At 68.5% G+C, this 24676-nt stretch carries 20 protein-coding genes and 1 pseudogene; 8 read left to right on the plus strand and 13 right to left on the minus strand.

Annotated features, from left to right (window positions below):
• Nucleotides 1-42: 42 nt before the first annotated feature.
• Nucleotides 43-1347 (plus strand): MFS transporter, encoded by a 1305-nt coding sequence (locus tag K0H49_RS26705; RefSeq protein WP_219219357.1) that lies wholly within the window; start codon nucleotides 43-45, stop codon nucleotides 1345-1347.
• Between the two features lie 20 nt (nucleotides 1348-1367).
• On the opposite strand, the gene K0H49_RS26710 is transcribed toward K0H49_RS26705, so the two are convergent.
• The 5 genes from K0H49_RS26710 to K0H49_RS26730 form a co-directional block, all read right to left on the minus strand.
• Complete coding sequence (locus K0H49_RS26710; protein ID WP_257625233.1) at nucleotides 1368-2144, minus strand: DeoR/GlpR family DNA-binding transcription regulator; 777 nt, start codon at nucleotides 2142-2144, stop codon at nucleotides 1368-1370.
• A 96-nt stretch (nucleotides 2145-2240) separates the two neighbouring features.
• Nucleotides 2241-2603 (minus strand): DUF1937 family protein, encoded by a 363-nt coding sequence (locus K0H49_RS26715; protein ID WP_219219362.1) that lies wholly within the window; start codon nucleotides 2601-2603, stop codon nucleotides 2241-2243.
• A gap of 57 nt (nucleotides 2604-2660) precedes the next feature.
• The gene (locus K0H49_RS26720) at nucleotides 2661-4052 is read right to left on the minus strand and encodes an FGGY family carbohydrate kinase (RefSeq protein ID WP_219219364.1); all 1392 of its coding nucleotides are present in this window, start codon (nucleotides 4050-4052) and stop codon (nucleotides 2661-2663) included.
• Nucleotides 4053-5279 carry an NAD(P)/FAD-dependent oxidoreductase gene (locus K0H49_RS26725; RefSeq protein WP_219219366.1) on the minus strand — a complete coding sequence of 409 codons (1227 nt, stop codon included), beginning with the start codon at nucleotides 5277-5279 and terminating at the stop codon, nucleotides 4053-4055.
• Nucleotides 5276-6721 carry an NAD(P)/FAD-dependent oxidoreductase gene (locus tag K0H49_RS26730; RefSeq protein WP_219219368.1) on the minus strand — a complete coding sequence of 482 codons (1446 nt, stop codon included), beginning with the start codon at nucleotides 6719-6721 and terminating at the stop codon, nucleotides 5276-5278. The genes K0H49_RS26725 and K0H49_RS26730 overlap by 4 nt, the downstream gene beginning before the upstream one ends.
• Before the next feature lie 468 nt (nucleotides 6722-7189).
• On the opposite strand from K0H49_RS26730, the gene K0H49_RS26735 reads away from it, so the two are divergent.
• The 7 genes and pseudogenes from K0H49_RS26735 to K0H49_RS26765 form a co-directional block, all read left to right on the plus strand.
• Nucleotides 7190-8626 carry an amidase gene (locus K0H49_RS26735; RefSeq protein WP_219219370.1) on the plus strand — a complete coding sequence of 479 codons (1437 nt, stop codon included), beginning with the start codon at nucleotides 7190-7192 and terminating at the stop codon, nucleotides 8624-8626.
• 17 nt (nucleotides 8627-8643) lie between these two features.
• A complete protein-coding gene (locus K0H49_RS26740) occupies nucleotides 8644-10224 on the plus strand; it encodes an ABC transporter substrate-binding protein (RefSeq protein WP_219219372.1) in 1581 nt (526 codons plus the stop codon).
• Between the two features lie 15 nt (nucleotides 10225-10239).
• Nucleotides 10240-11181, plus strand: a complete 942-nt coding sequence (locus K0H49_RS26745; protein ID WP_219219374.1) for an ABC transporter permease — start codon at nucleotides 10240-10242, stop codon at nucleotides 11179-11181.
• Nucleotides 11178-11996, plus strand: a complete 819-nt coding sequence (locus K0H49_RS26750) for an ABC transporter permease (protein ID WP_219219376.1) — start codon at nucleotides 11178-11180, stop codon at nucleotides 11994-11996. The genes K0H49_RS26745 and K0H49_RS26750 overlap by 4 nt, the downstream gene beginning before the upstream one ends.
• Nucleotides 11996-12859 (plus strand): ABC transporter ATP-binding protein, encoded by an 864-nt coding sequence (locus K0H49_RS26755; RefSeq protein ID WP_219219378.1) that lies wholly within the window; start codon nucleotides 11996-11998, stop codon nucleotides 12857-12859. Before K0H49_RS26750 ends, K0H49_RS26755 begins: the two co-directional genes overlap by 1 nt.
• A complete protein-coding gene (locus K0H49_RS26760; protein ID WP_219219380.1) occupies nucleotides 12859-13686 on the plus strand; it encodes an ATP-binding cassette domain-containing protein in 828 nt (275 codons plus the stop codon). Before K0H49_RS26755 ends, K0H49_RS26760 begins: the two co-directional genes overlap by 1 nt.
• A 735-nt stretch (nucleotides 13687-14421) precedes the next feature.
• Nucleotides 14422-14661 (plus strand): annotated as a pseudogene (locus tag K0H49_RS26765) (dihydroxy-acid dehydratase); the annotation flags it as partial.
• 79 nt (nucleotides 14662-14740) lie between these two features.
• On the opposite strand, the gene K0H49_RS26770 reads toward K0H49_RS26765, so the two are convergent.
• From K0H49_RS26770 to K0H49_RS26805, 8 genes are all read right to left on the minus strand, one after another.
• A complete protein-coding gene (locus K0H49_RS26770) occupies nucleotides 14741-15694 on the minus strand; it encodes an ABC transporter substrate-binding protein (protein ID WP_219219382.1) in 954 nt (317 codons plus the stop codon).
• Nucleotides 15695-15764: 70 nt separating this feature from the next.
• Nucleotides 15765-16805 carry an ABC transporter permease gene (locus tag K0H49_RS26775; protein WP_219219384.1) on the minus strand — a complete coding sequence of 347 codons (1041 nt, stop codon included), beginning with the start codon at nucleotides 16803-16805 and terminating at the stop codon, nucleotides 15765-15767.
• Nucleotides 16786-18270 carry a sugar ABC transporter ATP-binding protein gene (locus tag K0H49_RS26780; RefSeq protein WP_219219386.1) on the minus strand — a complete coding sequence of 495 codons (1485 nt, stop codon included), beginning with the start codon at nucleotides 18268-18270 and terminating at the stop codon, nucleotides 16786-16788. Before K0H49_RS26780 ends, K0H49_RS26775 begins: the two co-directional genes overlap by 20 nt.
• A gap of 1 nt (nucleotide 18271) precedes the next feature.
• Nucleotides 18272-19444 (minus strand): Gfo/Idh/MocA family protein, encoded by a 1173-nt coding sequence (locus K0H49_RS26785; protein ID WP_219219388.1) that lies wholly within the window; start codon nucleotides 19442-19444, stop codon nucleotides 18272-18274.
• Complete coding sequence (locus K0H49_RS26790; RefSeq protein WP_219219390.1) at nucleotides 19441-20511, minus strand: sugar phosphate isomerase/epimerase family protein; 1071 nt, start codon at nucleotides 20509-20511, stop codon at nucleotides 19441-19443. Before K0H49_RS26790 ends, K0H49_RS26785 begins: the two co-directional genes overlap by 4 nt.
• A gap of 24 nt (nucleotides 20512-20535) precedes the next feature.
• On the minus strand, nucleotides 20536-21888 hold the full coding sequence (gene xylA, locus K0H49_RS26795; RefSeq protein WP_219219392.1) for a xylose isomerase: 1353 nt from the start codon (nucleotides 21886-21888) through the stop codon (nucleotides 20536-20538).
• 19 nt (nucleotides 21889-21907) lie between these two features.
• Entirely contained in the window at nucleotides 21908-23401 is a 1494-nt protein-coding gene (gene xylB, locus K0H49_RS26800) for a xylulokinase (RefSeq protein WP_374122433.1), read from the minus strand.
• Entirely contained in the window at nucleotides 23398-24447 is a 1050-nt protein-coding gene (locus tag K0H49_RS26805) for a LacI family DNA-binding transcriptional regulator (protein ID WP_219219394.1), read from the minus strand. The genes xylB and K0H49_RS26805 overlap by 4 nt, the downstream gene beginning before the upstream one ends.
• Nucleotides 24448-24676 lie beyond the last annotated feature (229 nt).

The raw sequence follows: 24676 nt of genomic DNA on the forward strand, positions 1-24676 counted from the left end.
TGCGGGCCGAAGCAAGTTCGAATCAAACACAACGGAGACAGTATGCAAACCAGCCTCGACAACGTGGCACCCACCCGTGCGCAGTGGCGCATGGTCGCCATCCTGTGCCTGGTGAACGCGATCGCGTTCATCGACCGAACCGCATTGCCGCTGCTGGTGCAGCCCATCAAGCGGGACCTCGGGATTTCCGACACCGAGATCAGCCTGCTGATCGGTGCCGCCTTCATCATCACCTATGCTGTCGGCGGCTTCCTGGTGGGCATGCTGGTGGACCGTTTCTCACGCCGCAAGATCCTGGCCGGCGCCATCGGCGTGTGGGGCACAGCCACCGTGTTCTGCGGAACGGCGTCGAGCTATGCCGCATTGTTCCTGGGCCGCTGCGGGGTGGGGATCGGCGAGTCCGCCTGCGGTCCGGCGAGCATGTCCCTGATCAAGGATGCGTTCGCGCCCCAGTTCCGCGGCCGTGCCGTGGCCATCTGGGCGATGGGGGCGAGCCTGGGCGGCGGCTGTGCGCTGCTGGCCGGCGGCGCCATCCTCACGGTGGTGGGTGAGAGCGGCAGCCTGAACTTGCCGCTGCTGGGCGTGGTGAAGAGCTGGCAGCTGGTGCTGATCGCCTGCGGCCTGGCCTCGCTGCCGGTGGCGCTGCTGGTGTTCAGCTTTCCCGAACCGGTGCGCCGCTGGCAGGCGCCGGACCCAGTACAGCCCGACCGGCCGGCGGCGCCCAAGGCGCCGATCCCGTGGCGCCTCTTCGTGCCGCTGTTCCTGGCCAACGCCGCCACCATCATGCTGCTCACCGGCTTCTCGACCTGGATCCCGGCGTTGATGGGCCGCACCTGGAAACTCGCGGCCGGCGAGATCGGCCTGGTCTTCGGCCTGATCACCTTGCTGCTGAGCACCTCCAGCCAGTTCGGCGCCGGCTTCCTGGTGGACCTGGTGCGCAAACGCTATGGCGTGGCGGCCGTTCCGATGCTGGGCGGGCTGCTCTGTGCCGCGGTGTCGGTGCCCGCTTTCCTGATCCCCGGTGCACCTTCGGTATGGGTGGCCTGGTGCCTGATCGCGCTGTTGAGTCTGGCTGCGACGAGCCTGTTCACCATCGGCACCGCCACGGTGGTCCAGCTCACGCCGAGCGCGGTGGTCGGCAAGGTCACGGGCGTGCATTTCGCCTGGGTGGGGATCATGGGGTCGGCGGTGGCGCCCACGCTGATCGCGCTGGTGGCCGAGCGCGTTTTCGGCGGCACGCCCGCTGCGTTGGGTCAGGCGCTGTCGAGCGCCGCGGTGGTGCTGGCGGTCATCGGTAGCGTGGGGCTGTTGACCGTGGCGTGGCAGCTTCGGCGCGCCGAGACGTAGCGCGCCCCAAGACAGGCGCCTCAGAGGCTGGCGTCATCGGCCAGGATGACTTCGACGCGCGCGACGCCCAGGGCGTTGGCGAGCGCCATGTCCTCCGGCATCCGATTTGTGACCAGGCGCTGGATGCCGGCCAGCGGACTCCAGGGGAAGAGGGCCTCCCTGCCCAGCTTGGAGGAGTCGGCGAGCACCGTGACCGACCTGGCATGCGCCACCATGGCGCGCGCCACATCCGATTCCTCGAGCGCGAAGTCCATCGCGCCGAACTGGGAAATAGCGCCCACCGTCAGCACGGCGTGGTCGGCGCGGAAGCGTGAGATCTGCTCGAGCACGAAGCTTCCCAGGTTCTGGCTCGACTCCTCGCGGTATTCGCCGCCGAGCAGGAACACCTTGTTCTTGCCCCGTCCCTGGCCGATCACGCGCGCGATGGACGCCGAGTTGGTGATCACCGTCAGGCCCGTGGACTCGGCGAGCGCCTCGGCGAACATCAGCGTGGTGGTGCCGGTGTCGATGAACAGCGAATCGCCGGGCTTGAACAACTGCGCGGCACGCCTGGCGATGCGCTTCTTGTGCGGCGCACTCTCGTTCATCCGGATGTCGAACGAGTTCTCGCTCGTGGCCTCGGGCAGGACCGCGCTGCCATGTACCTTGCGGATGCGCCCTTCCTCTGCCAGGCCGGAGAGGTCGCGTCGAACGGTTTCCTTGGACGCACCGAGCATCCCGGCCAAATCCTCGACTGAAACGCGGCTGTTCTCGCGCACCAATCGCACAATCTGTTCTCGACGTTCTATTGGTTTCATTCTTGCGGGCGCGCCCTGATCCTTTGCTCTACAAGTCTATTCCATGTCTTTTGCCGACCTGGACTGCACGCGGCTTCCGCATGGCCCGCGCGGCAGTCAGTTCGCCGCGAAGCTGGCTTCCACCACGCTCCACAGATGGACCGGGCAGCCGCGGTCCTTGAAGATCTGCATCTCGCGGGCGACACCTGCGCTGTCTTTCCAGCCCGGGGCGTCGATGACGATGAGTTCCTCCATGGCGTCCATGAAGACCTGGTCCACCGGTGCCCAGAGCTTGCCGATGCCCGCCTTGTCCAGGCCCGTGAGTTCGCCGTTGATCGGGTGCGACATGGACACCTGGCTGAAGACGGCGCAGCCGGTTTTCACGATCCGGGCGGCGACCCTGTTGGACAGCTGGAAGCGCTGCGCCACCACCTCCTTGTCGTCGTGACCGTAGGGACAGGCCAGGAAAATCTTACGCATTGCTCTACCTCCGCCTGTTGAAAGGCTCGTTGAAAAAATCTTGGAATCGGGGGGCGCTCACTGGCGCCAGTGCTGCGCGCGGGCCAGGGCCGATGCGAAGCGCCGATGGTCCTCGGCGCCCACCAGGCCGTCCGGCCGGAAGGTGCGCAGCGTGCCCCGCATCGTTCCCACGTCCACGCCGCAGAGGCCGGCCAGGCCCAGGGCGCTCAGTTCGTACATCGACGGCACCGTGACCGTCCGCCCGCAAGCCGAGGCCAGGAACTGCGCGAAGTAGTGGCTCTGCGACAGGCCGCCATCGATGGAGAGGGTGTCGCTCAGGCCGCAGTTCCGGGCGGCGGCGTCCACCAGTCCGGCCGTCAGCATGGCGATGCCCTCGAGCACCGCGCGCACGAGGTCGCGGCGGTCGGTGGCGTGGTCCATGCCGATGAACAGCGGCGCGGCCGTTCGGTCCCAGTGCGGTGCCGCCAGGCCCGACAGCGCGGGGACGAAGACGATGCCCCGGCTGAGTGCGGATGGACCTTCGAAGGTCTCGAGTTCCTCGAGCGAGGAGAAGAGGCCGAGGGTGCGTGCCCATTCCAGCGCGGCGCCCGCGTCATAGATCCCGCCCTCGACGGCATAGACCGGCGGCTTCCCCTTCATCTGCCATGCCACGGTCGGCAGCAGGTCGGACGGCGCCGGGCGCTGCGGCCCCGTGATCGCCAGGAAGAAGGCGCCAGTGCCGAAGGTGATCTTGCTGTCGCCCGGCGCCCTGCAGCCGTGGCCATACAGCGCGGCTTGCTGGTCCACGATGGAGGCCAGCACCGGTACGCCCTCGATGCAGCCGAAGCCTTCATCGACCGGCACGATGCGCGGCAGGCATTCGATGGGCACGCCATGGGCCTCGCACATCTCGGGGCTCCATGCCAGCCGCGCCAGGTCCATCAGGCCGGTGCGCGAGGCGGTGGCCACGTCGGTCAGGCACTGGCCCGTGAGGCGCTGGAGGAAGAAGGCATCGGTCGTACCGAGTCGCAGGCGTTTGGCGCGCCGCGCCTGTGACACCGCGGGCACGTGCGCCACCAGCCAGGCCAGCTTGCTGGCGGAGAAGTAGGGGTCCAGCGGCAGGCCGGTGATCTCGCGCGAGCGCCGGTCCGCCGCCTCGCCCCGGGCCTTGAGCGCGGCTTCGGTGCGCGCGTCCTGCCAGACGATGACCGGCGACAGGGCCTGGCCGGTCGCCGCGTCCCAGGCCAGGCAGCTCTCGCCCTGGTTGGCGAGGGCGATCGCGTCGACCGGGCCCGCGGCGTCGAGCACCGTGCGCACGTTCGCGAGCAGTTCCTCGGGGTCGTGCTCGACCCATCCCGCCGCGGGGTGGTGTCGCGCATGGCGCAGTGAAGCGGCCAGCTTCACGCCCTGTGCTTCCACCACCAGGCAGCGGGTGGAGGTCGTTCCCTGGTCGATCGCTGCAATCCGCATTCAGGCTTTCTCCTCGAAGACAAACGAAATCCGGCCGGCGTCCGGCGCACCGGGCGGCATCGGCACCAGGATGCGCCGCTCGGGCAACCAGCGGCCGCTCTGCTGCCAAGCCGGGAGGCCGTCGAGCAGCAGCGTGATGCGTCCGACCGCCGCGCACGTCATGCGCAGCTGGAAGTGCCGGAAGGCGTTGACCGCCATGCGGTCACCGCTGCTGACCAGGCCCGGCACGACCAGCTTGATCGGCGCGTCGAAGTGGACCCGCACGGGCTGGCACGCCGAAGCCGGCCGCGACAGGTCTTCGGCGACGGCTCTTCCGACCGCCCGACCCTCGCGAAAAGCCCAGCCGCCGGTCTCGACGGCCCGCAGCACGTTGCCGGCGGCGAAGTAGAGCGGATTCTGCAGCCGGCCGTACTGGTCTACCAGCGGCGCGCCGCTGCCGTCGGCAATGCCCAGGCCGGAGAGCATGTGCAGCGACGCCTCGGGCGTGAATCGGCCCGTGAACAGCACGCCATCGCAGGCGATGCTGGTCAGGACCTCGCCGCGCCGGAGCGTGACCGACTCGACCCGCTGGCGACCCTGGATGTCGACGATCTCCGCGCCGCGGTGGAACGGGATGCCCAGGACCGTCGGCAGCCAAGTCAGCGGTTGTTTGGCGGTTGCCCGCGCGTTGGCCTCGAGCATCGCCACGGGCCTGGCACCGTGGGAGACGCAGGTGAGCAGAGCAGACAAGGACACCAGTTCGGAGCCGACGATCACCGGCCTGCGGAAAGGCATGAGCCCGTGGAAGGCCACATAGGACTGCAGGGCGCCGGTGGTCAGCACGCCCAGCGGCCGGTCCCCCGACACCAGCCGCGCCGAACGCGGTGTTTCTCGGGCGCCGGTGGAGGTGACGATGCGGCGGCCCCGCAGGCTGGAAACGCCCTGCGGGCTGCTCACCAGCAGTTCGCCGTCGTCGCCCAGGCGCACCACCGAGTGCGAGGTGCGGACATCGACGCCAGCGGCCAGTGCCTCCTGCTGCAGTCGGCGACCGTAGCTCGCGCCGAGGTAGACGCGATGGAACTCCCGCATGCCGAAGGGCGAGTGGCTGCAATGGCGCGTCGCGCCGCCGAGTTCGGATTCGCGGTCGAGCAGCACCACGTCCCTCACGCCGCGCCGTCGCAGTTCCACGGCCGCCGCGACGCCCGAGGGGCCGCCGCCCACGACGATCACATCATGGGTCGCGCTCATCGGGTTGCTTCCCCGGCCTTGACGGCCAGCGGCGCAGTCCAGAGGTCCTGCGTCATGTCGGCCAGCCTGGCGTTGCAGTAGAAGCCCTGGCAACGGCCCATGCCGGCCCGCGTGCGTCGGCGCAGCCCGCCGAAATCACCCGGGGGCACGGGGCTGTTCAGGGCAGCCACGATCTCGCGCCTGGTCACCAGCTCGCAGTGGCAGACGATCTCGCCATGGTCGGGCGCCTGCCAGTCGCGCGGCCGGCATTCCGCGAGGTTGGGCATGCGCACCGTAGGCACGGCAGGCGACGCGTGCGCGACGGTGCCGAAGCCCGCATGCAGCTGCAGCGCATGCTGGGCCAGGCCCAGCGCGGCGCTCAGGCCGGTCGAGCGGATCCCGCCCAGCGTGATGACGCGCTGTTCGGCGCGCACGAAGACCCGGTAGGCCTTGTCCTCGGTCGCGGGGCGCAGGCCCGCATACACCGCGGTCACCGGAATGGCCGCGAGCGCGGGCACGATCTCGGCCGCCTTGCGCAGCAGCATCTCCAGCGTGGCCTGCTCGACCGTGGCCCGGTCCCGGTCTTCCTGCTCCTCGGCGGTCGGGCCGACGAGCACGTTCCCGAAGGCCGTGGGGCACACCACGATGCCCTTGGTGATCTCGGTGGGCACGGGCAGGACGATGCGCGGCACGTAGCGCGCGGCGGCCTTGTCGAGCACCACGAACTGGCCCTTGCGCGGCCGGATCTCGAAGCTGCGGGGCAGGCCCAGCCGCTCGTCGACGAGGTCGCCGAACAGTCCCGCGGCGTTCACGACCGACGCGGCCTCGACCCGGCCCGCGGTGGTCTGCAGGTGCCAGCCGCCGTCGAAGCTGCCTCGCACGAGTTCGGCATGGCGCAGGAACACCGCGCCCAGCGCCACGGCCTGGGTCAGGTAGGCGAGCGGGGCCGACCACGGGTCGATCACGTGCTCGTCGACCACCTCCAGCGCCTGCACCAGCCGCTCGGACAGGTGCGGCATGGACTGCCGCGCTTCCTTCGCGCCGAGCATGCGAAGCTTCTGCACCCCGTTGCGCCGGCCCTGCGCCTCGATGGCGGCCAGCTTGTCGGCCTGCTGCGCGTCCCAGGCGCACACCAGCGCGCCGGTCTGCACCAGCGGGAGGTTGAGTCCGTCGGCGATCTGAAGGTATTCCTCCCGGCCCGCCTGGACCAGGGCGTGCTCCAGGCTGTCCGGCGGCGCATCGAAGCCGGTGTGGAGGATGGCGCTGTTCGCCTTGGATGCGCCCGACAGCAGGTCCGCCCCCTTCTCGATCAGCACGACCCGCGCGCCGGCCAGCGCGAAGCGGCGGGCCACGGCGCAGCCGACCACGCCGGCGCCAATGATGGCGACGTCGAACCGCCCCTTGGCGGCACTGGCCTCGTTCTGAGCGCCGGCACGCGCTTCGTTCACAACACATTCGGTCATTTTTATGCCAACTTTCGGCGATTTGTGGCTGAATCATAGTATCTTTCTGCCCGAACGTACACATCGGGTAGACCCTTTCAATGCGAACGGTCGATGCTTCCTTGGGTGGATCTTCAACCGAACACGGGGGGCGAAAGGTGCGTGATGCACCGCATCCCGGCGTGCATCACTCGAGAAAAAGCAGAGTTCTTCCAATGAGAAGACCAATCGACGGGGCATCGTGCGGGGCCCGGCTCCGCGCATCGCCAGACTTGCACCGAATCGGAACCCACGTCGCACCAGGGCTGTGCCCGATGGCACCGAGCCAGAGCTTTTTGGATGAATTTGGACCATTCGGTAGATAAAAATGACCATTCGGGTAAATACGATGTGAGGTATGACTGATATGGTCTGAAAATTGCAGGCACTGCGAAGTCATTTTTCCAACAACGCCCGAACGGGCATCACGAGGTACATATGGATAGAAAGTTGAGCGAACTGGATGCGGTGGCCTGCGCGGAACTGGTCGCCAGCGGCGAGGTCAGCGCCGTCGAGATGGTCGAAGCGGCCATCGATCGCATCGAGCAGGTCAATGGCGATGTGCATGCGGTCATCCATCCACGCTACGAGCGTGCGCTCGACGAAGCCCGTCGCGCGCAGAACGGCACCGGCCGCTTCCGCGGCGTGCCGATCCTCGTGAAGGACCTCGACGGTACGCTGGCCGGCGAGCCCTACCACGGCGGCATGAAGTTCCTGAAGGAACTGGGCTGGAAGGAGACCGAGGACTCGACCTTGTTCCGCCGCCTCAAGGACGCCGGCTTCATCGTCGTGGGCAAGACCAACACGCCCGAGCTCGGGACCATGACGACCACCGAGCCGCTGGCGCACGGCCCGACCCGCAACCCCTACAACCTCGAACATTCGACCGGCGGCTCCAGCGGCGGCTCGGCCGCGGCGGTCGCGGCCCGCATGGTGCCGCTGGCCCACGCGGGCGACGGCGGCGGCTCCATCCGCGTGCCAGCCAGCGAATGCGGCCTGGTCGGCCTGAAGCCCTCGCGCGGCCGCGTCTCGCTAGGGCCGGTCGAAAGCGAAGGCTGGGCCGGCATGGTGAGCCGCCACGTGGTCACCCGGACCGTGCGCGACAGCGCGGCGGTGCTGGACATCCTGGGCCAGCCGATGCCCGGCGACCCCTACGGCCCGCTGCAGGCGGCGCCTGCGGGCGGCTATGAAGGCGTCCATCGGATCGCGCCGCCGCGGCTGCGCGCGGGCCTGATGCTGCAGACGCCCGGCAACGAATACCCGATGGACCCCGAAGTGATCGAGGCCACCCGGCTGTGCGGCCGGCTGCTCGAGGGCATGGGCCACGCGGTCGACGAGTCGCATCCGCGCGCGCTCGACAACGACGTGATGATGAGCAACGTCGGCGTGATCATCCGCACCTGGACCGCCGCCTCGCTGGAAGCCTGGGGCGAGCGCATCGGCCGGAAGATCGTCGAGTCGGACATCGAGCCGCTGAACTGGGTGTACCTCCAGGACGGCCAGACCTACAACGCCGTGCAGTACGTGCGTGCGCTGGAGCGGCTGCACGCGTGGTCGCGCGATGTCGAGAGCTGGTGGAACGACTACGACATCCTGGTCACGCCCACGGTCTGCGAACTGCCGCCCAAGCTGGGCGCGTTCCGCACGACCGACGACCCCTGGGCGCCCTTCCACAAGGGCAAGGTCATCTCGGCCATGGCGCGACCCTTCAACGTCACCGGCCAGCCGGCCATCTCCGTGCCGTTGACCGTGTCGAAGTCCGGACTGCCGATCGGCATCCAGATCGTCGCCAGCGAAGGCCGCGAAGACCTGCTGCTGCAGATCGCGGCGCAGCTGGAAACCCAGCTGCAGTGGCAAGACCGCCGCCCCACCCATTCCGCCCGTTGACCGATGGAGTATTGAAGATGAGCCCCGTTCTTTCCCGCCTCGCCCGGACCCTGCAACTGAGCGCCGTCGCCGCGCTGCTCGGCGTCACCGCCGCCCATGCCCAACTCCACGACAAGAAGACGCTGACCGCCGTGCTGGAGGCGGACGTGCGGGTACTCGACCCGTCGTTCACCACGGTCTACATCACGCGCACCTTCGGCTTCATGGTGTACGACACGCTGTTCTCGCAGGCCGAGGACGGCTCGGTCAAGCCGCAGATGCTCGAGAGCTTCGACATCAGCCCCGACAAGATGGTCTACAAGTTCGTCCTGCGTGACGGCCTCAAGTTCCATGACGGCAGCAAGGTCACCTCGGCCGACGTGGTGGCCTCGCTGCAGCGCTGGGGCCAGAAGGACGCCCTGGGCAAGGCCCTCACGGCGGCCACCAAGAGCCTGGTCGCGACCGACGAGAAGACCATCGTCCTGACACTGGGCAAGCCCTACGGCCAGGTGCTGCAGACGTTGGGCAAGCCCTCGGCGATGGTGCCCTTCATCATGCCGGCGCGCCTGGCCAAGACGCCCCTGAGCGAGCAGGTGCCCGAGATCATCGGCTCGGGTCCCTTCGTCTTCAAGCGCAGCGAGTGGAAGCCCGGCAGCCAGATGACCTTCGAGCGCTTCAAGGACTACGTGCCGCGCAAGGAGGCCGTGGACTTCCTGGCGGGCGGCAAGGTCGCCAAGGTGGACCGGGTGATATGGAAGGTCATCCCTGATGCGAACACCGCCATCTCGGCGCTGCAGGCCGGCGAGGTCGACTATGTGCAGTACCCGAGCTTCGACATGCTGAAGCTGCTGCAGAAGGACCCGAGCGTCCAGCTCGTGAGCGCCAAGGGCGCGGGCATGTTCATGGGCCACTTCCGCCTGAACCACCTCGAGAAGCCCTTCGACGACCCGGCGATCCGGCGCGTTGTCAACATGGCCGTCGACTCGTCGAAGTTCATGGCCGCGCTGGGCGTGCCGCCCGAGTACGCGGTCACGAACTGCCTGGCCTACTTCAGCTGCGGCGGGACCTACGAGACCAATGCGGGCAGCGAACTCGTCGCGCCGCGCAGCATCGCGGCGGCCAAGGCCGCCCTGGCCAAGACCAAGTACAAGGGCGAGAAGATCACCATCCTGCAGGGCACGGACATCGAGGCGCCGCGCGTGTCGGCCGAAGTGCTGGCCCAGTCGCTGCGCGAAGTCGGCTTCAACGTCGACCTCCAGAGCATGGACTGGGGCAGCGTGGTGTCCAAGCGGGCCTCGAAGACCGGATGGCACATGTTCTCCGTGCACAACGCGGGTTACGACATGGCCAACCCGCTCACCAACCTCTACATCGGCAGCAACTGCGCCGACTACCCGGGCTGGTCCTGCGACGAGCGCATCACGAAGAAGCTCGCCGAGTTCCGCGAGACCGCGGACCTCGCCAAGCAGAAGGAATTGGCGGCCGACATCCAGAAGCTGGCCTACGAGACCACGCCTTCCGTCGTCTGGGGCCAGTTCGCCCAGCCCGCGGCGCTCAGCAAGGAGCTCAAGGGAATGATCAATTCGTCGATTCCAGTGTTCTGGAACGTCTCGAAGTAACGCGCAGCGCACGTCATGCCAAGGCTGATTCTCTCCCGGCTGATGGCGACCATTCCGGTGGTCGTCATCGTGGCCCTCTTCATTTTCCTGATGCTGCGACTCAGCCCTGGCGACCCGGCCATCATCATGGCCGGCGACAACGCCACGCCGGCGGAGCTGGTCGCCATTCGCGCCCAGCTCGGCCTCGACCAGCCGCTGATCCTGAGTTTCCTGCGGTGGGCGGGCCACGTCGTCCAGGGCGACCTGGGCATGTCGCTGTTCGCGCACATCCCCGTGACCGAGCTCATCGGCCAGCGGCTGGAACCCACGCTGATGCTGACCCTGTGCGCCACCCTGTTCTCGGTCACGGTCGCCGTGCCGCTGGGCGTGGTGGCGGGCATCCACCAGGGCAAGCTCATCGACCGGATCGTGATGGTGATGGTCGTGCTGGGCTTCTCGCTGCCGGTGTTCCTCATCGGCTACGGGCTGGTGCGGGAGCTGTCCATCCAGGCCGGCCTGTTCCCGGTCCAGGGCTATGTCTCGATCTTCGAAGACCCGCTCAAATCGCTGCATCACCTGGTGCTGCCGACCGTCACGGTGGGACTGGCCTATGCGTCGCTGGTGGCACGCATGACGCGCTCCTCGATCATCGAGGTGATGAAGCAGGACTACATCCGCACGGCCCGGGCGAAGGGGCTCAGGCCGCTGGTGGTGTTGGGCATCCATGCGCTCAAGAACGCCTCGCCGCCGATCATCACCACCATCGGCGCCGGCGTGGCGGTGCTGCTCGGCGGCGTGGTGGTCACCGAAAGCGTGTTCGCCATTCCCGGCCTGGGCCGGCTCACGGTGGACGTGGTGCTGCGCCGCGACTACCCGGTGATCCAGGGGCTGCTGCTGCTCTTCTCCGGCCTCTACTTCCTGGTCAACCTGGCCGTTGACATCCTCTACGTGATGGTCGATCCACGGGTCCGCACATGAAACTGCTCAGAACCCGCAACATCCTCGCGCTCGTCTGCGCGACCTACCTGCTGCTGCTGGTCGTGTCGACGCTCTTCGCCAGCCAGCTCACGAGCTTCGATCCCAAGGCGATGGCACCGCTGCAGCGCCTGCAGGCGCCATCGATGGCGCACTGGTTCGGCACCGACTCGTTCGGCCGCGACGTTTTCACGCGCACCCTCTACGGCGGCCGGGTCAGCCTCGTGGTGGGCGTGGCCGTGACGGTGCTGGCGCTGCTCATCGGCACCACCATCGGCCTGGTCAGCGGCTACTTCAGCGCGCTGGACAAGATCCTGATGCGCATCATGGACGGCATCATGTCCATGCCCGGCATCGTACTGGCCGTGGCGCTGATGGCACTCTTCAACGCCGACATCAAGACCGTGGTGATCGCCATCACCATCCCCGAGATCCCGCGCGTGGCGCGGCTCGTGCGCTCGGTGGTGCTGACCATCCGCGAGCAGGAGTTCGTGCAGGCCGCCATCGTGACCGGCTGCACGGTGCCGCAGATCCTGTACCGCCACATCCTGCCCAACGCGGCCGGGCCGCTGGCGGTGCAGGCCACCTTCGTCTGCGCCTCGGCGATCCTGCTGGAGGCCTACCTGAGCTTCCTGGGCGTCGGCCTGCCGCAGGAGACGCCGACCTGGGGCAACATCATGAGCGGCGGCCGGCTGTCGGTGCAGGTCGCCTTCTGGGCCATCCTCTATCCCGGCATCGTGCTCGCGCTCACGATCCTCGCGGTCAATGTGCTGGGCGACAGCATCCGTGACCTGTTCGACCCCAAAGGAAAGAAGTGATGAGCGTCAACGTTCTCGAGGTCAAGGGGCTGTCGATCGCGGTCGGCGGCGAGGAGGGCGACAGCTCGCTCGTGCGCGACGTCAACTTCTCGCTGGTCGAGGGGAAGACCGTCGGCATCGTCGGCGAAAGCGGCAGCGGCAAGACGCTGACGTCGCTTGCGCTGATGGGCCTGCTGAGCCCGCCCCTGAAGGTGACGGCCGGCAGCATCCGGCTCGCCGGCGAGGAACTGGTGGGCGCGTCGGAGCAACGGCTGCGCGAACTGCGCGGCAACCGGATGGCGATGGTCTTCCAGGAACCGATGACCTCGCTCAATCCCGTGCTGAGCATCGGCTATCAGCTCTCGGAAGCCCTGATGGTGCACAGCGGCTGCAGCCGCAAGGAGGCACTGGCCAAGGCCGTGCAATTGCTCGACCGCGTGCGGATCCCCAAGGCCAGGGAGCGGCTCAAGAGCTATCCGCACGAGCTCTCGGGCGGGATGCGCCAGCGCGTGATGATCGCGATGGCCATGATGTGCGACCCGAAGGTGATCGTGGCCGACGAGCCGACCACGGCGCTGGACGTCACGGTGCAGGCCGAGGTGCTGATGCTGCTCAAGGACCTGCAGCGCGAGTACCGCACGGCCGTGGTGTTCATCTCGCACGACCTGGGCGTGATCGGCGACGTCTGCGACGAGGTCATGGTCATGTACCGCGGCGACGTCGTCGAGACCGGCGTGGTGACCGAGGTGCTGCAGCGGCCCCGCCATGCGTACACTGCCGCGCTGCTGGCGGCACGGCCGGCCTTCCACCGGGGTGCGCATGCGCTTCGACTGGACAAGAGGACGCGGCTGGCGGACCTGAACTCAATGATGGAGGCCACGTGATGCCCAACACCGCAGCGATGCCGGTACCCCGTGCCGATGCCCACGTTCTCGAGGCCCGCAACCTCGTCAAGGACTACAAGACCAAAAAGAGCGAGGACGGCAGCAAGACCTTCCGCGCCGTCGACGGCGTCTCCTTCAACCTGGCGCGCGGCCAGACCCTGAGCATCGTGGGCGAGAGCGGCAGCGGCAAGTCGACGGTGGCGCGGATGATCATGCGGCTGATCGAACCCACGAGCGGCCAGGTGAACATCGACGGGCGCGACTGGCTGGCGCTCAGGGGCTCGGCGTTGCGCGCCGCGCGCCGCAAGCTCCAGCTGGTCTTCCAGGACCCGTACTCCTCGATCAACCCGCGCATGAAGGTCCACCAGATCGTCTCGGAGCCGCTGCGGAATTTCGGCCTCTGCCCAGCCTCGCAACTGAAGGACCGCGCGGCCGAACTGCTCGAGAAGGTGGGGCTGCCGACCTCCGCGCTGGAGCGCTATCCGCACCAGTTCTCGGGCGGGCAACGCCAGCGCATCGTGATCGCGCGCGCGCTGGCCTCGGAGCCGGAGATCATCATCTGCGATGAGGCCGTGTCGGCGCTCGATGTTTCGATCCAGGCCCAGATCCTGAACCTGCTGCGCGACATCCAGGCCAAGACCGACGTGGCCTTCCTGTTCATCTCGCACGACCTCGCCGTGGTCCAGCACATCAGCGACGAGGTCCTGGTCATGCGCAAGGGACAGGTCGTCGAGCAGGGGGATGTGCGCAGCCTCTTCTCGGCGCCGAAGCACGAGTACACCGTCAAGCTGCTGGATTCGGTGCCGGGGCAGCGGCTCTTTTCCTAGGCCGCGGGACACGCGGCCGCAAAGGAATGCGGTGGAGGCTGCGATGCAGCGGGAAGGCCGCGCTGACGCGCGCTGGTCGGAGAGGGGCAGCATCGCGTCTCTTCGGCCGTCCGGTGTCGATCCGTGCCTGGCGCGGAGGCGATGCAGGCGCGGTGCGCGGCCATCTTCAAAACAGGTTGTGCTGAGGTCGCATCGGTGCAGTGCATCAAAAGACTGTGTGGATATGCAGTATTTATGTGGGTTGGCGCAACGGACCAGATGCCTGAAACCGAATGAATCGCTGCCTTCGCGCACCGACTGCACCGTCATTGGCATACCGTTGACCCGCTCGAGCTGGAGGCCGTGGCCACCGAGATCTCGCACGACCAGCGTCCTGCCATGCGCATTCGCGGCTTCCCTCCAGAGGTCGCTGAGATCGGGCGCTTCCGGGCTTGCCCTTGCTTGCCAGCCTGATCTGTGGTCGCGAGATTGTCCCTCGGGCGCCGTCTCTGGGCGGCAGCGACACACGGATTGCCATCACGCGATAGTCACGCCTGGCACTGGCGCTTGGCGCACCCTGGGTCGTCGCCTGTCTCAACCGACCCGCGTCAGCGAGGTCGTCTCAGGCCGTTCGCGCCAGTCTTCCGCTCTCATGAAGAGATGTCTATGCCGCGTCATGGCTGCTGAGCCCGGGACCGGCGTACTCGATCCCGACCGCGCTTTGGTCGTGCCCTGCGACGTCAGCGGCGTCGATCCATCCTGAAAACCTCGGTGATCTCCGAGTGCTTCCGCAAGCACGACCTGAACCGGCCGGGCTAGGAGAGGCTCTTCGAGGCGCGGGCGGTGGGGTTCAAAAGCTTGAACGACTACCACCGGCGCATCAACGATCCGGCCCTGGCCATCGACGAAGGCTGCATCCTGGTGATGAGCGTGGCGGGGCCCTGGCCGGGCTCGGCGGAGGTGGTCAACATGCAGCCGCCCGATGCGCTGATCCGCCCACGCTGGGCGGCCGACAGGCGCATCGAGCGGCCGCGCCGCGCGCGATGGAACCGGCGCCGATGCGCGCCACGCATCTTCAGTGCGGCGAATCCGGGAAGTAGTACTTCGCCGCGTTGTCCTTGGTGACCAGCACCGAGGGCACGATCGTCGAGGCCGGCATCGGCTTGCCTGTGGCGCGGGCCTCGGCGGTCATCTTCATGGCATCGGCAATCATGCTGGGTGCGTAGGTCACGTCGGCCGAGACGACCTTGTCGCCGTCCATCACCTTCTTGATGTAGTCCTTGGACCCGGCGCCGCCCACGACCAGCTTCACGTCCGTTCGTTTCGCCTGTTCGATCGCCTTCTGCACGCCGACCGCCATGTCGTCGTCCGAGGCCCAGACCGCATCGATCTGCTTGAAACGCGTGAGGTAGTCCTGCATCACCTTGAAGGCGTCGTCGCGGTTCCAGTTGCCGTGCTTGGCGTCGAGCACCTTGATGCCGGGATGCGCCTTCATGACCTCGTTGAAGGCGTCCACGCGCTGGTTGTCGATCACGGTCGGAATGCCGCGCAGGATCACGACGTTGCCCTTGCCACCCAGCGTCTTGGCCATGTACTCGCCAGCGACCCTGCCGAAGCCCGGGTTGTCGCCGGCCACATAGGCGTCCTGGGCGGCCGGGTCGGTCAGGCCGCGGTCCACCACCGTCACGAACACGCCCTTGCCCTTGACCTGCGCCACCGGCTTGGTCAGCGGCGCCGATTCAAAGGGCAGGATCACGAGCGTGTCGATCTTGTTGACCGTCTGCAGGTCCTGGATCTGGTTGGCCTGCTCGGTCGCCGAGCCGGCGGTCTTCACGAACACCTTCATGCCGGGGTACTGCTTCTCGAGCTCGGCCTTGGTGCGGTTGGCCCAGTACACGACGCCGCCGGTCCAGCCGTGCGTGGCCGCGGGGACGGACACGCCCATGACCGATTTGCTGTCGGCAAAGGAAGCGGTGCTGCACAGCGCACATGCGGCGAGTGCGATGGCGGAAAAAAGCCTTCTGTCCATGATATGTCTCCTATGGGGTTTTCTTGGGCGTCAAAGTCCGCGCGCTGCCGGCTGGCCACCGCGCGCATCGTCATCGTCGACCTCTCTGGAGAAAGGCCACGATGATGATCACGAAGCCCTGCACAGCCGCATTCAGGTACACGCTGATGATGCTGGTCAGGTTCAATAGGTTGCTGATCACGGAGAGCAGCACGGCACCGATCACGGTGCCGAGGATGCGGCCCTCGCCGCCCTTGAGCGCGGTGCCGCCCACGATCACCGCGGCGATCGCTTCGAGCTCCCAGAGCAGCCCGGTGGTGGGCGAGGCCGAACCCAGGCGCGGCACGTACAGCAGCGTGGCCACGGCGACGCAGCAGCCCAGCAGCACGTAGGTGAGGATCTTCACGCGGTCGACCGCCACCGCCGAATAGCGCGCCACCTGCTCGTTGGAGCCGATCGCCTGCACGTAGCGGCCGTAGCGCGTGCGGTTCAGCAGGAAGGCGCCCGCCAGCGCCATCGCCGCGAAGACCCAGATCGGCACCGGGATGCCGAGCCAGCTCGCGTAGTACACCGGGCTGTAGACATCCGACAGCGTGCCGTCGAGCGTGATCGCACCGCCATCGGCGAAGTAGGTGAGGTAGGCGCGGAAGATGCCGAGCGTGCCCAGCGTCACGATGAAGGGCTCGATGCGGCCCTTGGTGATGAGCAGGCCATGCGCGAGGCCGAAGGACGCGCCCAGCACCAGCGCCACCGCCATGCCCAGCAGCACCGCCGTCACCGGCGACCCGACATGCGGCGCCAGCGCGTTCATCACCAGGATCATGCAGCCCGCGATCAGCGCCGCCATCGAGCCCACCGAGAGGTCGATGCCGCCGCTGATGATGACGAAGCTCATGCCCACCGCGATGATGCCGATGAAGGCCGTGCGGGTCAGCACGTTCATCGCGTTGTCCCAGGTCGCGAAGTCGGGGTTGAGCAGCGTGCCCGCGATGCACAGCAGCACCAGGCCGGCGATCGGCCCGGTTTCCCGCAGGCGCTGGCGCCAGGGCGTGCCGCCGCGTCGCGCCGGAGGGGGCGCCGTCGGGTCGATGCCGACGGGCGGCGTCAGGCTGTCAGTGGGTGCCGGTGGCATGCGCGATGAGCTCCTCTTCGGTCAGGTGATCGGCGTCGAGCGTGGCCTGGACCGTGCCGGCACGCATCACGACGACGCGGTGGCACAGGCCGATCAGTTCCATCAGCTCCGACGAGATGACGACCACGCCACGGCCTTCGGCCGCCACCTGGTCGATCAGGAAATAGATGTCGCGCTTGGCGCCGACGTCGACACCGCGCGTGGGCTCGTCGAGCACCACCACGCGCGGGCCGGGCTGCAGCACCTTGGCCATCGCCAGCTTCTGCTGGTTGCCGCCCGACAGCGCGCCGGCGCGCGCACCCAGGTCGCGTGTGCGGATGCCGAAGTCCGCCACCGCGCGCGTCAGCGCCGCGGCTTCGGAGCGGCGGTCGAGCCAGGGGTGCGCGTGGCGGTCCAGGTCCATCAGCGTGAGGTTGTCCTGCAGCGGCAGCCGCACGTGCAGGCCGCAGCCCTTGCGGTCCTCGCTCAGGTAGGTGAGGCCGGCGCGCGCCGCGGCACGCGGATCGGCGAACGCGACCGGCCGGCCCTCGAGCGCGACCGTGCCGCCGTCGCGCGCGCGCAGGCCCAGCAGGCCCTCGAACAGTTCGGTGCGGCCCGCGCCCACCAGCCCGGCGAAGCCGAGGATCTCGCCGGGACGCACCTCGAAGCTCACGTCGTGCGCCCAGCCCGGCACGTTCAGCCCGCGCACGGCCAGCAGCGGCGCCGCCGGCTCGGGCCGGCGCCGCACGGGGAACATGTTGGAGAGTTCGCGCCCGACCATCAGGTTCGCCATCTGCTGGCGCGAATGCTGCGCGGTCGGCCTGCGCATGACGAAGCGGCCGTCGCGCATGACCACGATCTCGTCGGTGATCCGTGCGACCTCGTCGAGCTTGTGCGAGATGTAGACGATGGTCGTGCCCTGCGCGCGCAGGCTCCGGATCAGGCCGAAGAGCCGCTGGCTCTCGGAGGGCGTGAGCGTGGCCGTCGGCTCGTCCATCACCAGCAGCCGCGCGTTGCGCGACAGCGCCTTGGCGATCTCCGCCAGTTGCTTCTCGGCGACGATCAGGTCGCGCACCCGGGTGTCGGGATCGACCGCGAGGCCGACCGCGCCCAGCGCCTCCTGCGCCGCGCGGCGCATGCCCTCGTCGTCGAGCCGCCAGCCCCGGCGCTTCTCGCGGCCCAGGAAGATGTTCTGCGCCACCGTGAGATCCTCGGCCAGGTTGAACTCCTGGTGGATCAGCACCACGCCCGCGTCTTCGGCGTCGCGTGAACTCGCGAAGGAGCGCTGCGCGTCGTCGATCGTGAGCGTCCCGCCGCTGGGGACCTCGTAACCCGAGAGGATCTTCATCAGCGTGGACTTGCCCGCGCCGTTCTCCCCGAGCAGGCCCAGCACCGTGCCGGGCGCGATGTCGAAGCTCACGCCGTGCAGCACCTGCACCGGCCCGAAGTTCTTCGTGATGGCGTCGAAGCGCACGTGCAGGCTCATCTCACACACCGACCCAGAGGCCGCCGTCGGCGGACGAGCGGATCGCCGCTTCGATGAAGGCGACGCCGTGGATGCCGTCTTCCAGCGTCGGGAAGTTCACTTCCGCCGCCGGCGCGCGGCCGTCGCGCGCCGCGCGGATGGCATGGCCGATCTCGCTGTAGAGCGTGGCGAAGCCCTCGAAGTAGCCCTCGGGATGGCCCGCGGGCAGGCGCGTGACGCGGGCGGCATCCGCATGGGCCGCGCCGCTGCCGCGCGAGACGGTCTGCGGCGCCTCGCCGAAGCGCGACACCTGCAGCCTGTTGGGCTGCTCCTGCTGCCATTCGAGCCCGGCGCGGCTGCCGTAGACACGGATGCGCAATGCGTTCTCGTTGCCCGGCGCGACCTGGCTGGCCCAGAGCATGCCGCGCGCGCCGTTGGCATAGCGCAGCATGATCTGCACGTTGTCGTCGAGCGCTCGGCCGGGCACGAAGGTGCTGAGTTCGGCGCACAGCTGCGAGGGCTGCATGCCGGCGATGAAGCCCGCGAGCTGGTAGGCGTGCGTGCCGATGTCCCCGATGCAGCCGCCCGGGCCCGAACGCTGCGGGTCGGTGCGCCAGGCCGCCTGTTTCTGGCCGGTGGTCTCGAGCGGCTCGGTCAGCCAGTCCTGCGGGTACTCGACCTGGACCAGCCGGATCTCGCCCAACTCGCCGTCGCGCACCATGCGGCGCGCCTGGCGCACCATGGGGTAGCCGGTGTAGTTGTAGGTCACGGCGAAGATGCGACGGCGCGCCTGCGCGATCGCCTGCAGCCGGTGCGCATCCGCGACGTTCGTGGTCACCGGCTTGTCGCAGATCACATGGATGCCGGCCTCGAGAAAGGCCTCGGCCACGGCCGCGTGCTGGTCGTTGGGCGTCACGATGGTCACGACCTCGATGCCGTCGGCGCGCGCGGCCTCCTCGCGCGCCATGGTGCGGTAGTCGGGGTAGCTGCGCGCGAGGCCGATCGCGGCGGCCGAGCGGGCCGCCTTCTCCGGCGTGGAGGAGAGCGCGCCGGCGCTCAGCACGAACTGGTCGTCGAGCCGCGCGGCGATGCGGTGCACGGCGCCGATGAAGGCGCCTTCGCCGCCGCCCACCATGCCCAGGCGGATGCGGGCGCTCGCCGCCTCCGCATGGCTGTAACTGGCCTCGATGGTCATGGCGCTACCGGCGCCAGGCCCAGCATGCGTCGCAGCTGGGCCGGGTCCTTCTCGCCGCCCGCGAAGTCGTCGAAGGCTTTTTCCGTGACCCGGATGATGTGGTCGCGGATGAAGGCCGCGCCTTCGGCGGCACCGGTCTCGGGGTGCTTGAGGCAGCATTCCCACTCGAGCACCGCCCAGCTGTCGTAGCCGTACTGGGCCATCTTGGAGAAGATGGCGCCGAAGTCGATCTGGCCGTCGCCCAGCGAGCGGAAGCGTCCCGCGCGATCGATCCATGGCTGGTAGCCCGAATAGACGCCCTGGCGGCCGGTGGGGCGGAACTCGGCATCCTTGATGTGCAGGGCCTTGATGCGCGTGTGGTAGATGTCGATGAATTCGAGGTAGTCGAGCTGCTGCAGCAAGAAGTGCGAGGGGTCGTAGTTGATGCAGCAGCGCGGATGGTCGTCCACGCGCTGCAGGAACATCTCGAAGGTGGTGCCGTCGAACAGGTCCTCGCCCGGATGCAACTCGAAGCAGACGTTGCAGTCGGCTTCGTCGAAGGCGTCGAAGACCGGGCGCCAGCGCTTGGCCAGCTCGTCCAAGGCGGCTTCGATCAGGCCCGCGGGCCGCTGCGGCCACGGATACAGGTAGGGCCAGGCCAGCGCGCCGGGAAAGCTCACGGTGCTCTTGAGGCCCAGGTGGCGCGAGGCGCGTGCCGACAGCAGCATCTGCTCCACCGCCCAGGCCTGGCGCGCCTGCGGGTTGCGCCGCACCGCCTCCGGCGCGAAGCCGTCGAAGGCTTCGTCGTAGGCCGGGTGCACGGCCACCAGCTGGCCCTGCAGGTGGGTGCCCAGCTCGGTGATCTCCACGCCGTTCTCGCGTGCGATGCCCGCCACCTCGTCGCAGTAGGTCTTCGATTCCGCCGCCCGGCGCAGGTCGAAGATGCGCGCGTCCCACGACGGGATCTGCACCCCCTTGAAGCCCAGGCCGCCGGCCCAGCGCGTGATCGACTGCCAGGAGTCGAAGGGGGCTTCGTCGCTCGCGAACTGGGCCAGGTAGATGCCTGGGCCCTTGATGTTGCTGGCCATGTCTCGCTCCTTGGTGGGGTTCGTTCAGAGGTAGCTGCTGACGAGGTGCTCGAGCCGTTCCTGACCGGCCGAGCGGGGCTGCGGCTCGACGGGATTCGCTTCGGCCTGCTCGGCGAGCGCCGCCAGTGACACATCGCCGCGCAGGATCGACTGGCCGCGGGGCGTGTCCCAGCCCGCATAGCGCGTGTCGACGTGGCGTTGCAAGGCGCCGTCGCGCACCATGGCCTCGGCGACCAGCAGCCCGCGGGCGCACAGGTCCATGGCCGTCGCGTGCGACCAGACCAGGTCGTCCGGGGCGATCGACTGGCGCCGCAGCTTGGCGTCGAAGTTGAGACCGCCGGTGCTCAGGCCCCCAGCGCGCAGCACCTCGTACAGCGCCATCGCGACGTGCTGCAGGTTGTTGGGAAACTGGTCGGTGTCCCAGCCCAGCAGTTCGTCGCCCCGGTTCATGTCGATCGAGCCGAAGATGCCCAGCGCATGGGCCAGCGCGATCTCGTGCTCGAAGCTGTGGCCCGCGAGCAGCGCATGGTTCTGCTCGATGTTGACCTTCACTTCCTTTTCCAGGCCGTGCGCCTGCAGGAAGCCGTAGACCGTCGCGACGTCGTAGTCGTATTGGTGCTTGGTGGGTTCGGCCGGCTTGGGTTCGAGCAGGATCGGCCCCTTGAAGCCGATCTTGTGCTTGTGCTCGACCACCAGGTTCAGGAAGCGGCCCAGCTGCGCCAGTTCGCGCTTGAGGTCGGTGTTGAGCAGCGTCTCGTAGCCTTCGCGGCCACCCCACAGGACGTAGTTCGCGCCGCCCAGGCCGTGCGTCACGTCGAGCGCGTTCTTCACCTGCGCGGCGGCATAGGTGAAGACCTCCGGGTCGGGGTTGGTCGCGCCGCCGGCCATGTAACGCCGGTGCGAGAACAGGTTGGCGGTGCCCCAGAGCAGGCGCACGCCGGTGTCGGCGATATGGCGCTCGAACACCTTGGCGACCTGGCGCAGGTTGCGGTTCGATTCCGCCAGCGTCGCGCCCTCCGGCGCCACATCGCGGTCATGGAAGGTGAAGAAGGGCGTGTCGACCAGCCGGAACAGATCGAAGGCCACGTCGGCCTTGTGCAGGGCCTGTTCCATCGGGTCGCCCGGACCGTGCCAGGGCCGCTGGAAGGTCGCGTCGCCGAAGGGGTCGAGGCCCGCCCCCACGAAGCTGTGCCAGTAGCAGACCGCGAAGCGAAGCTGGTCTTCCATGCGCTTGCCCAGCACCAGCCGGTCCTTGTCGTAGTAGCGGTAGGCAAAGGGCTCGCCCGGCGACGGACGGAATTCGGTCCCGCGAAAGACGATCGGGCTTTCGAATCCGAAGAAGGGCGGGCGCGCCGCGGCAGAGGGCACAGAGGTCATGGCGTGTGTTCCAGGTGGGTCAGGAAGGAGCGGTGGAAGGATCGGCGGCGGCCGCCGTGGCCTGCGCCGAAGGGGCGTGTCGGATCAGGCCGTAGAGCTGTTGCCAGCGCGCATGCATCTCGTCGTAGCGGCGCGCACGCGTGCCATCGGGTTCGAAGCTGCGCAGCCGCGGGGGCTTGGAAAAGAGCCGCTCGCCGTCGGCGGCCGCACGGGCCAGCCGGGCCGCGCCGAGCGCGCAGCCGTGCTGGGAACCGGCCGCCTGGTGCAGCGGCAGGTCGAGCACGTCGGCCAGGATCTGGTTCCAGGTCGCCGAGCGGGCCCCGCCGCCGATCAGGTCGGCCTGCGTGAGCACCGTGCCGGCGGCCGACAGTGCATCGCGCGCGTCGCGGAAGGCGAAGGCCACGCCCTCGAGCAGGGCGCGCGTCATCGCGGGCCGGTCGGTCGCCGCCGACAGCTGCAGGAAGCCGGCGCGCAGCGCCGTGTCGTTGTGCGGCGTGCGTTCGCCCGACAGGTAGGGCGCGAACCAGCAGGCCGGGTCGCCCGGTGACGAGGCCTCGAGTTCGCGCAGCAGCGCTTCCTCGCTCACATGCTGGATGCCGGCCCACCACGACAGGCAGGAGGCCGCCGAGAGCAGCACGCCCATCTGGTGCCAGGTCCGGGGCAGCGCATGGCAGAAGGCATGCACCGCGCGCTCGGGCGCCGGCGCGAAGCCCGCGGTGGTGGCCCACAGCACGCCCGAGGTGCCGAGCGAGACGAAGGCGTCGCCGGCCGCGACCGCGCCCACGCCGATCGCGCCGGCCGCGTTGTCGCCTGCACCGCCGGCCATGACCGGCGCGCGGTCGAAGCCCCAGCGGGCCACCCACTCGGCGCGCAGTTCGCCGGTGCGCTCGGTGCCTTCGACCAGGCGCGGCATCTGCGAGGTGTCCAGGCCGCAGGCGGCCAGCAGTTCGGAAGACCAGCGCCGCTGCCCGACGTCCAGCCAGAGCGTGCCTGAGGCATCGGACATGTCTTCCGCGAACTCGCCGGTGAGCTTCCAGCGCAGCCAGGCCTTGGGCAGCAGCACCTTGGCGATGCGGTCGGCATGGTGCGGCTCGTGTTCGCGCAGCCAGAGCAGCTTGGGCGCGGTGAAGCCCGGCATCGCGGGATTGCCGGTGCGTGCGCGCAGCTGCAGCGCCGGCGCTTCGAGCGCCTCGCAATGGGCGGCGCTGCGGCCGTCGTCCCACAGGATGCAGGGGCGCAGCACCTCGTCGTTCGCGTCGAGCAGGGTCGCGCCGTGCATCTGGCCCGACAGGCCGATGCCGCGCACCGCGGCAAGCACGCGCGGGTGCTCCGTGCGCAGCGCATCGAGGCAGTCGCAGGTCGCCTGCCACCAGTGCGCCGGGTCCTGTTCCGACCAGCCCGGGTGGGGGCGGCTGACCCGCAAGGGCGCACTCGCGACCGCCAGCGGGCGGTCGTCGTCCAGCAGCAATGCCTTGACGCTGGAGGTGCCCAGGTCGATGCCCAGGGTGATCACGGCAGGTTGTCCTTGAGGTAGATGTCGATGCGGATGCGTTCCTGGTCCGCATGCACCGGTTCGTGGGTGATGCGCGAAATGGCCAGGCGCAGTGCCGAGCGGATCTCGTGGCCGGCGTCCTGGTTGATCACCGCGTCCATGGTTCCGTCGAGCAGGTCGGCGCGCGCGGCCGGCGTGAGTTCGTGGCCCACGAACACGATCTCGCGGGCCCGGCCGCTGGCCTGGAGCGCGGCCGAGATGCCGGGGTTGCCCGCGCCCACGCTGTAGATGCCGCGCAATTGCGGATGCTCGGCCAGCAGCTGGGCCGTGAGCCGCTGCGTGAGCCGCGGGTCGTCCTTGCCTTCGAGCGGCGGGAGCACCCGCAGCGCGGCGAATTCGGCGCCCATCACCTGGCTGAAGCCGAAGCTGCGTTCCGCGTGGTCGCGCAGCGACAGGCTGCCCACGATGACGCCGATGTCGCCGCGCACCCGTCCGGCGAAGCGGCCCAGCAGCGTGGCCGCGGTGCGGCCCGCGGCCACGTTGTCGATGCCCACGAAGTGCTGCCGATGCGATCGGGGGACGTCCGAGACCAGCGTGATCACCCCTTTGCCGCGCGCCACCAGGTGGTCGATGGCGTGCTGCACCTGCGGGTGGTCGAGCGCCATGATGACGGCGGTCTCGCACTGGTCTTCCAGCGACAGGATCAGGGCCGCGAGACGCTGGGGCTCGAAGACATCCACTTCCAGCGTGCGCGCCGTCACGCGGTGATCGGCCATCCACGGGCCGTTCTCGACGACCTGGTCGCGCAGCACTTCCACGAAGCTGTTGTTGCCCGAGGGCAGCACGAAGCACACCCGATGGAGTTGCGTGCGCGCCAGCCGGGCTGCGGCGGGGTCGGGCCGGTAGTTCAGGCGATCGATGGCTTCCTTGACCCGCGTGATCGAGCGCGCATGAACGCCCGGACGGTTGTTGATGACACGGTCGGCCGTGGCGAGGCTGACCTGCGCCTCGCGCGCGACATCGCTCAGGGTCGCTCGCGGGCTGGAGGGATCGTTTTCCAATGGCATGGCGGAATAATGAGGTGCGTACGTCAGAAATGAAAGTAGGTGGATTCACCTAGGGTGAGGCTTTGGATTTTGTGGCGTTGAAGATGGGAGGAAGAATATTTGAGGGGCGCACATCAGAAAAGGTGAGGGCGGCCAAGCGCGGAAAGCCGAGCGCGCCAGAGCCTGACTTCTGATGCCAGACGTTCTCGTGCGCATCGACGATGAGGTTCGCGTGCGGACTCCGCCAGCG

It is taken from the genome of Variovorax boronicumulans, assembly GCF_019352895.1.
Lineage (GTDB): Bacteria > Pseudomonadota > Gammaproteobacteria > Burkholderiales > Burkholderiaceae_C > Variovorax > Variovorax boronicumulans_A.

Bases quoted from the DNA above. Each gene is read 5' to 3' on its own strand.
- K0H49_RS26720 (WP_219219364.1), bottom strand. From the start codon at position 4,052: ATGCGGATTGCAGCGATCGACCAGGGAACGACCTCCACCCGCTGCCTG.
- K0H49_RS26775 (WP_219219384.1), bottom strand. From the start codon at position 16,805: ATGCCACCGGCACCCACTGACAGCCTGACGCCGCCCGTCGGCATCGAC.
- K0H49_RS26780 (WP_219219386.1), bottom strand. From the start codon at position 18,270: ATGAGCCTGCACGTGCGCTTCGACGCCATCACGAAGAACTTCGGGCCG.
- K0H49_RS26785 (WP_219219388.1), bottom strand. From the start codon at position 19,444: ATGACCATCGAGGCCAGTTACAGCCATGCGGAGGCGGCGAGCGCCCGC.
- K0H49_RS26760 (WP_219219380.1), top strand. From the start codon at position 12,859: ATGCCCAACACCGCAGCGATGCCGGTACCCCGTGCCGATGCCCACGTT.
- xylA (WP_219219392.1), bottom strand. From the start codon at position 21,888: ATGACCTCTGTGCCCTCTGCCGCGGCGCGCCCGCCCTTCTTCGGATTC.
- K0H49_RS26730 (WP_219219368.1), bottom strand. From the start codon at position 6,721: ATGACCGAATGTGTTGTGAACGAAGCGCGTGCCGGCGCTCAGAACGAG.
- K0H49_RS26750 (WP_219219376.1), top strand. From the start codon at position 11,178: ATGAAACTGCTCAGAACCCGCAACATCCTCGCGCTCGTCTGCGCGACC.
- K0H49_RS26790 (WP_219219390.1), bottom strand. From the start codon at position 20,511: ATGGCCAGCAACATCAAGGGCCCAGGCATCTACCTGGCCCAGTTCGCG.
- K0H49_RS26725 (WP_219219366.1), bottom strand. From the start codon at position 5,279: ATGAGCGCGACCCATGATGTGATCGTCGTGGGCGGCGGCCCCTCGGGC.
- K0H49_RS26740 (WP_219219372.1), top strand. From the start codon at position 8,644: ATGAGCCCCGTTCTTTCCCGCCTCGCCCGGACCCTGCAACTGAGCGCC.
- K0H49_RS26755 (WP_219219378.1), top strand. From the start codon at position 11,996: ATGAGCGTCAACGTTCTCGAGGTCAAGGGGCTGTCGATCGCGGTCGGC.
- K0H49_RS26805 (WP_219219394.1), bottom strand. From the start codon at position 24,447: ATGCCATTGGAAAACGATCCCTCCAGCCCGCGAGCGACCCTGAGCGAT.
- K0H49_RS26705 (WP_219219357.1), top strand. From the start codon at position 43: ATGCAAACCAGCCTCGACAACGTGGCACCCACCCGTGCGCAGTGGCGC.
- K0H49_RS26770 (WP_219219382.1), bottom strand. From the start codon at position 15,694: ATGGACAGAAGGCTTTTTTCCGCCATCGCACTCGCCGCATGTGCGCTG.
- K0H49_RS26710 (WP_257625233.1), bottom strand. From the start codon at position 2,144: ATGAAACCAATAGAACGTCGAGAACAGATTGTGCGATTGGTGCGCGAG.
- K0H49_RS26745 (WP_219219374.1), top strand. From the start codon at position 10,240: ATGCCAAGGCTGATTCTCTCCCGGCTGATGGCGACCATTCCGGTGGTC.
- K0H49_RS26715 (WP_219219362.1), bottom strand. From the start codon at position 2,603: ATGCGTAAGATTTTCCTGGCCTGTCCCTACGGTCACGACGACAAGGAG.